Origin of the sequence: Dietzia sp. E1 (assembly GCF_014145015.1) — a bacterium.
GTDB lineage: Bacteria > Actinomycetota > Actinomycetes > Mycobacteriales > Mycobacteriaceae > Dietzia > Dietzia cinnamea_A.
Genome location: NZ_JAALDU010000553.1, coordinates 1 through 10382, shown reverse-complemented (window position 1 = coordinate 10382; position 10382 = coordinate 1). Strand labels below are relative to the sequence as shown.

General features: G+C 71.1%; 9 protein-coding genes and 1 pseudogene. 7 read left to right on the top strand and 3 right to left on the bottom strand.

Translation table 11 applies throughout. The features are described 5' to 3' along the window. Nucleotides 1-207, top strand: a pseudogene (locus tag G6030_RS15460) (cobalamin-independent methionine synthase); the annotation flags it as partial. A gap of 10 nt (nt 208-217) precedes the next feature. Here the strand turns inward: G6030_RS15460 and G6030_RS15455 are convergent. Next, on the bottom strand, nt 218-913 hold the full coding sequence (locus tag G6030_RS15455) for an exonuclease domain-containing protein (RefSeq protein ID WP_182643721.1): 696 nt from the start codon (nt 911-913) through the stop codon (nt 218-220). Between the two features lie 69 nt (nt 914-982). Here G6030_RS15455 and ligA point away from each other — a divergent pair, with 69 nt between their 5' ends. After that, the gene (gene ligA / locus G6030_RS15450; RefSeq protein ID WP_182643720.1) at nt 983-3163 is read left to right on the top strand and encodes an NAD-dependent DNA ligase LigA; all 2181 of its coding nucleotides are present in this window, start codon (nt 983-985) and stop codon (nt 3161-3163) included. 9 nt (nt 3164-3172) lie between these two features. Here ligA and G6030_RS15445 read toward each other — a convergent pair whose 3' ends face one another. Continuing rightward, nucleotides 3173-3826: an amino acid-binding protein gene (locus tag G6030_RS15445; RefSeq protein WP_182643719.1), complete on the bottom strand. Its 654-nt coding sequence runs from the start codon at nt 3824-3826 to the stop codon at nt 3173-3175. A 77-nt stretch (nt 3827-3903) separates the two neighbouring features. Between G6030_RS15445 and gatC the strand changes: the two genes are divergently transcribed. The 5 genes from gatC (at nt 3904) to gatB (ending at nt 9674) form a co-directional block, all read left to right on the top strand. Beyond that, complete coding sequence (gene gatC, locus G6030_RS15440; RefSeq protein WP_061229410.1) at nt 3904-4203, top strand: Asp-tRNA(Asn)/Glu-tRNA(Gln) amidotransferase subunit GatC; 300 nt, start codon at nt 3904-3906, stop codon at nt 4201-4203. Next, on the top strand, nt 4200-5654 hold the full coding sequence (gene gatA, locus G6030_RS15435) for an Asp-tRNA(Asn)/Glu-tRNA(Gln) amidotransferase subunit GatA (RefSeq protein WP_182643718.1): 1455 nt from the start codon (nt 4200-4202) through the stop codon (nt 5652-5654). Before gatC ends, gatA begins: the two co-directional genes overlap by 4 nt. Beyond that, nucleotides 5651-7051: a DHA2 family efflux MFS transporter permease subunit gene (locus tag G6030_RS15430; protein WP_182643717.1), complete on the top strand. Its 1401-nt coding sequence runs from the start codon at nt 5651-5653 to the stop codon at nt 7049-7051. The genes gatA and G6030_RS15430 overlap by 4 nt, the downstream gene beginning before the upstream one ends. Nucleotides 7052-7147: 96 nt before the next feature. Beyond that, entirely contained in the window at nt 7148-8182 is a 1035-nt protein-coding gene (locus G6030_RS15425) for an ATP-dependent 6-phosphofructokinase (protein ID WP_182643716.1), read from the top strand. Between the two features lie 10 nt (nt 8183-8192). Beyond that, nucleotides 8193-9674, top strand: coding sequence for an Asp-tRNA(Asn)/Glu-tRNA(Gln) amidotransferase subunit GatB (gatB, locus tag G6030_RS15420; protein ID WP_182643715.1), 1482 nt, complete (start codon nt 8193-8195; stop codon nt 9672-9674). A gap of 57 nt (nt 9675-9731) precedes the next feature. Here gatB and G6030_RS15415 read toward each other — a convergent pair. Continuing rightward, nucleotides 9732-10382 (bottom strand): HNH endonuclease signature motif containing protein (locus G6030_RS15415; protein ID WP_241724401.1); only part of this gene is annotated, 651 nt, incomplete at its 5' end.

Genomic DNA, 10382 nt, shown 5'->3' with positions numbered 1-10382 from the left:
GGGCCGCCGCTGACCGCACCCGAGGCCGAACGGCCCGCGGCGGAGTTGTTGGCGCTCCTCGACCGGCTCGGGGCGCCGCCCCACTCGGGCCTGCCCTCGATCGTCCTCACGCCGACGGCAGACGAGATCGCCTCCGCCCCCGGGGCCGACGCCGCGCTCCGCGGAGCGAGACTCGTCGCGGAGACCGCGCCCCGTATGGCCGAGTGACCGGCCGGGGCTACACCGTCGCCATCGGCCACAGGGTGTTGACGTCGGACGCGTCCTTCCCGCAGCGCTCGAGGTAGGCGGCGAAGTCCCGCTGGCGGGCCTCGTGCCACCGGGCCTGCCGCGCGTTGGACTCGCGCCAGTCACAGCCGGACAACTCCTGCTGCGTCCCCAGCATCTTCCACGCCAGGCGTGCGGCCGCGAGCGCGTCCGCGGCCGCCTCGTGCGCGGCGTCGAGGCGCACCCCGTGCTGACCGCACAGTGCCTCCAACGTGCGCTTGCCCTTGCGGAAGGGGTCGACGGCCCGGTCGACGACATAGGGATCGATCACCGGCCCGGCCACCTCGAACGTCGGGTGCCATCGGCGCAGGATCGTCAGGTCGTAGCACGCGTTGAACACCACGAGCGTGCGGCCGTCGCGCCACCCCTGCAGGATGGCCTCCACCGTCTCCGCGATGACCTCCGCGTGGGGCCGGCCGTGCTCCCTCGCGTGCGCGGTAGTGATGCCGTGCACCGCGGTCGCCCCCTCGGGGATCTCGATGCCGGGATCGGCCAACCAGTTCCGTTCCCTCTTGTGCGGCCCGTCGATCTCGATGAGGGCCGAGGTCACGACGTGGGCCGTTCGCGGGTCGGGACCGGTCGTCTCGAGGTCGAAGGCCAGCAGGCGGTTCCGGTCGATGGTGACGGGGAGCGTGATGTCGTTGTTCATGGGCTCACCGTAGGCCAGCGCTCCGACACCGCGGAGGCGTCGTGGCCGCGTGCGACATAACCTGTCACTGTGAGCCAAGCGAGCGACAGCACCGAGCCCGTCGGCACCGGGGACATCCCACCGGAGATCCGGCAGGAGTGGACCGAACTCGCGGAGACCGTCCGCGACCACCAGTTCCGCTACTACGTCAAGGACGCGCCGATCGTCTCCGACGCCGAGTTCGACCGTCTGTACGGTCAACTGCAGGCGCTCGAGGAGAAGTACCCGGCGCTGCGTACCGCCGACTCGCCCACGCAGCTCGTCGGCGGCGGGTTCTCCACCGACTTCGCCCCGGTCGAGCACCTGGAGCGGATGACCAGTCTCGACAACGTCTTCTCCGAGGAGGAGTTGCGCGACTGGGTCGCCTCCGCGGTCGAGCAGGCGGGCGTGCCCGAGGACCGGCTGCCGTTCCTGTGCGAGGTGAAGATCGACGGCGTGGCCCTGGATCTGGTCTACCGCGACGGGAAGCTGGTCAGCGCGGCCACCCGTGGCGACGGGAGGACCGGTGAGGACGTCACCCTCAACGCCCGCACGATCGAGGACATCCCGGTGACCCTCACCCCGACGCCGGACCGTCCGGTGCCCTCGCTGCTGGAGGTCCGCGGTGAGGTCTTCTTCCGCCTCGAGGACTTCGCCGAGCTCAACGCCCGTCTGGTGGCCGAGGGCAAGGCGCCGTTCGCCAACCCCCGCAACAGCGCCGCCGGGTCGCTGCGGCAGAAGAACCCCGCCATCACCGCTCAGCGCCGCCTCGGCATGTACTGCCACGGGCTCGGGGCGGTCGAGGGTGCGACGTTCGACAGCCTCCACGACGTCTACCTCGCCCTGGCGGACTGGGGCCTGCCGGTCTCCCCGCACACCGCGCCCGCCACCGGCGTCGAGGAGGTGGTCGAGCGGATGCGGTACTGGGGTGAGCACCGCAGCGACCCCGAGCACGAGATCGACGGACTCGTCGTGAAGATCGACGACCGCACCGTCCAGCGTCGCCTCGGCCAGACCTCCCGGGCGCCGCGGTGGGCGATCGCCTACAAGTACCCGCCCGAGGAGGTCATGACCGAGCTGCTCGACATCCGGGTCTCGGTGGGCCGGACCGGGCGCGTGACCCCGTTCGCCTACATGGAGCCGGTCCTCGTCGCGGGGTCGACGGTCTCGCTCGCGACGCTGCACAACCAGACCGAGGTGATCCGCAAGGGTGTGCTCATCGGCGACACCGTGGTGATCCGCAAGGCGGGCGACGTGATCCCCGAGGTCCTCGGTCCCGTGGTCGAGCGGCGCGACGGGACGGAGCGGGAGTTCGTCTTCCCCGAGCGCTGCCCCGAGTGCGACACCGTCCTCGCCCCCGCCCGCGAGGGCGACGCCGACTGGCGCTGCCCCAATCAGCGGTCGTGCCCCGCCCAGCTGCGCGAGCGGCTGTTCTACCTCGCCTCCCGCAACGCGCTGGACATCGAGGCACTCGGCTACGAGGGCGCGTCCGACCTCCTGGCCAGCGGGGTGCTCGAGAACGAGGCCGGGCTCTTCGATCTCACCGAGGCCGACCTCCTCCGCACGCACCTCTACACCCGTATCGACAAGGCGACGAAGAAACAGATCGAGGAGGGGGCCGAGCCCGAGCGGACCGTGCTCACCGAGAACGGACGCAAGCTGCTGGCCAACCTCGCCACCGCGAAGGACCGGCCGCTCTGGCGGGTCCTGGTCGCCCTGTCGATCCGGCATGTCGGTCCCACGGCCGCGCGGGCCCTCGCCACCAGGTTCGGGACGATGGAGGCCATCCGCGCCGCGTCCGAGGAGGACCTGGCCGAGACCGACGGCGTGGGCCAGACGATCGCCGCGTCGGTGGTCGAGTGGTTCGGCGTCGACTGGCATCGCGAGATCGTCGACCGGTGGACGGCGGCCGGCGTCTCGATGGCCGATGAGCGGGACGAGTCGATCCCGCGCACGCTCGAGGGGCTGACGATCGTCGCCACCGGCTCCCTCGAGGGCTTCACCCGCGACGGCATCAAGGAGGCGATCATCGCCCGCGGTGGCAAGGCCTCGGGTTCGGTGTCCAAGAAGACCGACTACGTAGTGGTGGGTGACAATCCCGGCTCGAAGGCGGCGAAGGCCGAGGAGTTGGGCCTGACCATCCTGGACGAGGCGGGGTTCGTCGAGCTCATGGAGAACGGGCCCGCCCCGGCCGGGGCCGCGGAACCGGACGTGGCCGACGCCGACCGGTGACGGTGCGCTTCAGCCGGCGTGCAGCGAGCGCAGAATCCCCGTGAGGTAGCCGAGACGGGCGATCTCCGACGGCCGGAACGAGGGGCCGCCGGGCCGACCGACCACCAGGACGTGGCCGGCGTTCAGAGGCGCCGCCGCCAACGCGGTGTCCATCGCCGTCCATTCGGCCGGGACCTCGTCGTCGTCATCCAGTGCGGTGACGCGAGCCAGGCCGCACACGACGGGGACCTCGCCCCCCTCCCACATCGGCGCCGATTCCCCGCGCGCCACCAGTCGACACGTCGCCTCCCCGGTCACCTCCAGCACCAGGGCCCAGCCGACGCGCAGCGCGGCGGGGATCTCGTCGGCGAGCATCTGCGGGGCCCCGGCGCCCGCCCCGGCGACCGCGTCGATCAGCTCGAGCTCGCGATGGGCGTCGAGGATCCCGCCGAACGGGCGCAGGGAGTCCACGACCACGCCGTCGAGCCGCTCGGCCGCCGTGATGAGGGTGTCGGGGAAGGTGCCGTGGGGGACGTCCACGACGATGTCGTCGACCGCGACGCCGTCGAAACGGTCCACGACGTCGAGGCTGACGATGTCCGCGTCAACGGTTCCCAGGGCCACCGCGAGGGAGCCGAGGCTGCCCGGTCGGTCGGGCAACATGACGCGGAGGAGATAAGACATGACGCCCATTGTGCCGCACCCCCGCGGCCTGACTAGGCTGGGCCGGTACCGACCACGCCACGGAAAGGGGCAGGCACGTGACCTCGATCTCACGCGGGGACGTCGCTCATCTGGCCAGGCTCTCGCGCCTGGAACTGAGCGACGCCGAGCTGGATTCGTTCGCACAGCAGCTCACCGACATCCTCGACCACGTGCAGGCCGTCTCCGAGGTCGCCGCGGACGACGTCCCGGCGATGAGCCACCCCACCGCGATCACCAACGTGTACCGGGACGACGTGGTCGCCCCGGGTCTGACCCCGGAACAGGCGCTCGACCAGGCCCCGGCCTCCGACGAGCAGCGCTTCGAGGTCCCGCAGATCCTGGGAGAGGACGCATGACCGAGCTCACCACCGCCACCGCCGCCGAGCTGGCGGGCCGGATCGCCGCGCGGGAGGTGTCCTCGGAGGAGGTCACCCGTGCGCACCTGGACCGGATCGACGAGGTCGACGGCGAGATCAACGCCTTCCTGCACGTGGGCGCCGACGAGGCCCTCGCGGCGGCCCGGGACGTCGACTCCCGCCTGGCCGCCGGTGAGGCGCTCGGCCCGCTGGCCGGCGTGCCCATCGCCCTCAAGGACGTCTTCACCACCACCGACGCGCCCACCACGTGCGGCTCGCGCATGCTCGAGGGCTACCGTTCGCCGTACGACGCGACAGTGACGGGCCGGCTGCGGGAGGCGGGTATCCCGATCCTCGGCAAGACCAACATGGACGAGTTCGCCATGGGGTCCTCCACCGAGAACTCCGCGTACGGGCCCACCCGCAACCCCTGGGATCCCAGCCGGACGCCGGGCGGGTCGGGCGGCGGTTCGGCCGCGGCGCTCGCGTCCCACCAGGCCCCGCTCGCCATCGGCACGGACACCGGCGGATCGATCCGCCAGCCCGCCGCGCTCACCGCGACGGTCGGCGTGAAGCCCACGTACGGCACCGTCTCGCGCTACGGCCTCGTGGCCTGCGCCTCCTCGCTCGACCAGGGTGGGCCGTGCGGCCGCACCGTCGAGGACACCGCGCTGCTGCACCAGGTGATCGCCGGGCACGACCCGCGCGACTCGACCAGCCTCGACGTGGCGATCCCGGACGTCGTCGCGGCCGCGCGCGAGGGCGCGAAGGGCGACCTGACCGGCTTGCGCGTCGGCGTGGTCTCGGAGTTCTCGGGGGAGGGCTACCAGCCCGGCGTCGAGGCGTCGTTCCGCGCCGCGGTCGACACCCTGCGCGAGCTGGGCGCCGAGATCGTCGAGGTCTCGTGCCCCAACTTCCGCTACGCCCTGCCCGCCTACTACCTCATCCTCCCGTCCGAGGTCTCCAGCAACCTCGCGCGCTTCGACGCGATGCGCTACGGCCTGCGGACCGGCGAGGGCTCCGCCGACCAGGTCATGGCCGCGAGCCGCGAGGCCGGCTTCGGGCCGGAGGTCAAGCGCCGCATCATGCTGGGCACCTATGCGCTGTCCGCCGGCTACTACGACGCCTTCTACGGCCAGGCGCAGAAGGTGCGCACGCTCATCGCGCGCGACTTCGACGCCGCCTACGAGAAGGTCGACGTCCTCGTCTCGCCCACCACGCCGACGACCGCGTTCCCGCTGGGGGACAAGGTCGAGGACCCGGTCGCGATGTACCAGTTCGACCTGTGCACGCTGCCGCTCAACCTCGCCGGGCACTGCGGTATGTCCGTGCCGTCCGGCCTGGTCGACGGCCTGCCCGCGGGCCTGCAGATCATGGCGCCGGCGCTCGCCGACGACCGCCTCTACCGGGTGGGCGCCGCTTACGAGGCCGCGAGAGGCGCGATCGCGTGACCACGGTCCCCGAGCGGGACGCCTGGAAGGCCCTCGCGGCCCTGGTCATCGGGTTCTTCATGATCCTGGTGGACCAGACGATCGTCGCCGTGGCCACCGACGCGTTCGTCACCCAGCTCGGCGCCAGCACCAACCAGGTGATCTGGGTGACCAGCGCCTACCTGTTGGCGTACGTCGTGCCGCTGCTGTTCACCGGGCGGCTCGGGGACCAGATCGGGCCGCGCACGGTGGCGATCGCCGGCCTGGTGGTGTTCACCGGGGCCTCACTGTGGTGTGGCCTGGCCCCGAACGTCGAGATGCTCATCGTCGCCCGGGTGTTCCAGGGCGTCGGTGCCGCGCTGCTCACCCCACAGTCGCTGAGCGTCATCACGCGCGTCTTCGCGCCCGAGCGCCGCGGCGCGGCCATGGGCACGTGGGGCGCGGTGGCGGGTATCGCCTCGGTGGTCGGCCCGGTGTTCGGCGGCGTGCTGATCGACGTCTTCGACTGGCGGTGGATCTTCTTCGTCAACATCCCGTTCGGCGTGCTCGCCGTGGTGCTGGTGTGGCTGTGGGTGCCGGTACTGGAGACCCGCACGCGGTCCTACGACGTGCCCGGGATCGTGCTGTCGGCGATCGGCATGTTCCTGCTGGTGTTCGGCATCCAGCAGGGCGAGTCGCACGGCTGGGGCGGAACGACCGCGGCGCTGATCGTGGCCGGGGTCGTGGGGCTCGCGCTGTTCGTGTGGTGGCAGTCGCGCGTGCGCACCGAGCCACTGGTGCCTCTACGGTTGTTCCGCGACCGCAACTTCTCGATCGGCACGTTCGGCGTGTCGACGATCGGGTTCGTCACCGCCGGCACCATGGTGCCGCTCATGTTCTACCTGCAGGGTGTCAAGGAGCTGACCCCGACGCGGGCCGGGCTCATGCTGCTGCCGATGGCCCTGATCGCCGGTGTCCTCGCGCCTGTCGTGGGCCGGTGGGCCGATCGCCTCGACCCGCGGATCTTCACGGGCATCGGGTACTTCTCCTTCGCGATCTCGCTGTTCTGGCTGGCGCTGGTGATGGACTCACAGACGCCGGTGCTCGTCCTGCTCGGCCCCATCGCCCTCATGGGGGTGGCCAACGGGTGTGTGTGGGCGCCGACGTCCTCCACCGCGATGCGCCGCCTCGAGCTGGCCTCCGCGGGCGCCGGGTCGGGCGTGTACAACACCACGCGCCAGGTCGGCGCCGTGCTGGGGTCCGCCGCGATCGGCGCGCTCATGCAGGCCCGCCAGGTCGCGCACGGGGACATCGGACAGGCCGTCGCCGACTCGATGTTCCTCCCCGCGGTGGTCGTCCTGCTGGGCGGCCTCGCCACGATGGCGTTCAAGACGGGCGATCGGTCGCTCACGGAGCCGTCGACCAGCCCGGCGAGGTGACCCGCGGTTCGCCGGTACCCGGACGGGCGGCGAGGTGACCCGCGCGGCGGGCGGCCGTGCGCCCCTAGACTGCGGGGGAACCGAGAGGAGCTCGACGTGCGTATAGGTGTCCTCACCGCCGGCGGCGACTGCCCGGGCCTCAACGCGGTGATCCGCGCCCTGGTCCGCACCGCCAACTCCGAGTACGACTCGCCGGTCCTGGGTTTCCAGGACGGGTGGTCCGGCCTGGTGGAGGACCGTGCGGTCCCACTGTTCGACGACGAGGGCATCGACCGCATCCTGCTCCGCGGTGGCACGATCCTCGGGACCGGCCGACTCAACCCGGACGTCCTGACGGCCAGCCTCCCGGAGATCCGTCGGACGCTCGAGCGGCACGCCCTGGACGCCCTGGTGGCGATCGGCGGCGACGGGACGCTCAAGGCCGCCCGGTGGCTCACCGAGAACGGCATCCCGGTGGTGGGCGTGCCCAAGACCATCGACAACGACGTCGGCGGCACCGACTACACCTTCGGCTTCGACACCGCCGTGTCGATCGCCTCGGACGCCATCGACCGTCTGCACACGACCGCGGAGTCCCACGAGCGGGTGATGCTGGTGGAGGTGATGGGCCGTCACGCCGGTTGGATCGCCCTGCACGCCGGGCTCGCCTCGGGGGCGCACATGATCGTGATCCCCGAGGTCCCGTTCGACATCGACTACGTGTGCAAGGTGATGAAGCGTCGCTTCCAGATGGGCGAGGCCTACGGCATCTGCGTGGTCGCCGAGGGCGCGACACCCGTCGAGGGTTCCGGGATGACCCTGCGCGAGGGTGGCACCGACCAGTTCGGGCACGAGGTCTTCACCGGGGTCGCGGAGCAGATGGCGACGGCGATCCGTGAGCGCATGAACCGCGACGTCCGCACCACGGTGCTGGGCCACATCCAGCGGGGCGGCACGCCGACCGCCTACGACCGCAATCTGGCCACCCGGTTCGGGGTGCACGCGGCGCACGCCGTGCACCGCGGGGATTTCGGTCAGATCGTGGCGTTGCGCGGGGAGTCGATCGCGATGGTGCCGGTCGAGGAGGCCGTCTCGGTGCTCAAGACCGTTCCGGAGGACCGCTACCGCGAGGCCGCCTGCCTCTTCGGCTAGATTGTTCGGCATGGAGTTCACCGAGGTCGTGTCACGTTTCGATCCCGTCATGGGTATGGAGGTGCACGTCGAGCTGCACACCAACACCAAGATGTTCTGCGGGTGTCCGACCGCGTTCGGGGCCGAGCCCAACACGCAGGTGTGTCCGGTGTGCATCGGCCTGCCGGGCGCGTTGCCGGTCGCCAACCGGCAGGCGGTGGAGTGGGCCATCAAGATCGGTCTCGCGCTGAACTGCTCGATCGCTCCGTACAGCCGGTTCGCGCGGAAGAACTACTTCTACCCGGATCAGCCGAAGAACTACCAGATCTCCCAGTACGACGAGCCGATCGCACACGACGGCTACCTCGACGTCCAGCTCGAGGACGGCTCCACCTGGCGCGTGGACATCGAGCGCGCCCACATGGAGGAGGACACCGGGAAGTCCACGCACGTGGGCTCGGCGACCGGCCGCATCCACGGCGCCACGCACTCGCTGCTGGACTTCAACCGTGCCGGCGTGCCGCTCATCGAGATCGTCTCCAAGCCGATCGTCGGGGCGGGGGAGCGGGCCCCCGAGATTGCCCGCGCCTACGTGTCGGCGCTGCGTGACCTTCTCAAGAGCCTCGACGTGTCCGACGTCCGGATGGATCAGGGCTCGATGCGCTGCGACGCGAACGTCTCCCTCATGCCCAAGGGCGCCACCGAGTTCGGCACCCGCACCGAGACCAAGAACGTCAACTCCCTGCGCAGCGTCGAGATCGCGGTGCGCCACGAGATGTGCCGCCAGGCGGACGTGCTGACGTCGGGCGGCGAGGTCGTCCTGGAGACGCGGCACTTCCACGAGTCGGACGGCACGACGACCGCCGGTCGCCCGAAGGAGTCGGCCGAGGACTACCGCTACTTCCCCGAGCCGGACCTGGCGCCCGTCGAGCCGACGGAGGAGCTCATCGAGTCGATCCGCGCGACGCTGCCGGAGCTGCCGTGGGTGCGTCGGGCACGCGTGCAGGCGGACTGGGGCGTGTCGGACGAGGAGATGCGCGATCTCGTCAATGCCGGTGCCCTCGACCTCATCCTCGCGACCGTCGATGCGGGCGCGCCGCCCGCCGAGGCCCGGTCGTGGTGGGTGTCCTACCTGACGCAGCAGGCCAACAAGCGGGGTGTCGACCTGGACGCTCTCGCCATCACGCCCTCGCAGTTGGCGCGGGTCATCGAGCTGGTCGCCGAGGGCAAGCTCACCAACAAGCTGGGCCGACAGGTCGTCGACGCGGTCCTGGACGGTGAGGGTGAGCCCGATCAGATCGTGGCGGACAAGGGCCTCGAGGTGGTCCGCGACGACTCGGCGCTCCAGAAGGCCGTCGACGATGCGCTCGCCGCTCAGCCGGACATCGCGGACAAGATCCGCTCCGGCAAGGTGCAGGCCGCCGGCGCGATCGTCGGTGCGGTCATGAAGGCCACCCGCGGTCAGGCGGATCCGGCTCGCGTGAAGGAGTTGGTGATCGCCGCCTGCAGCTAGGCGGTGCACCCGACTGTTCCGTCGGTCGTCTCGCGCTTCCGGGCCCCGCTCCGCCGATCAGGCGGGGCGGGGCCCGTCTCGTCTGCTGCCCCCGCACTCGGCGTCACCGCACTCGCCGTCACCGCACTCGGGTCGGCGAGGTGGCGTCGGTGTGTCCGTCCCGCCGCTGGGTGTCGTGGCGCGCAGGGTGCGGTCGGCGCCGGGTGGGTTGGTGAGGTGGCCGTCGGCGGCGATGAGTCGGTCGAGGTGTTGGTGCCAGCGGTGGTCGAGGATGTGGTCGCGGGCCTGGGCCAGGGGGCCGTGGGGTCGGGTGTGGTGTTCGTGTCCGGTTTCGGTGATGATGGTCAGCTCGCCGAGTGGTCCGGGTCGGTAGGCGCAGTGGCCGAAGGTTTTCTCCCGGTGGTGTTTTCGGCACAGGCACACCAGGTTCCATTCGGCGGTGGGCCCGCCCAGCTCGGGGCGTTGGTGGTCGAACGCGATGACATGGTCGATCTCACAGTCGTGGGCATCGACAGTGCAGCCGGGGTGGCGGCAGGTGCCGTCGCGCAGGCGGATGCGTTCGGCCAACGCGGGGCTGATGCGGTACTTCAGCGCGGCCTCGGGGGTGTCCTCGGTGCCCGGTTGCGGGTCGAGCAGTTCGAATCGGATCGTCGCGTCGCCGCCGGAGAGTAGTTCCTCGCAGAGCCAGTCGAAGCTGGCGTAGGCGCC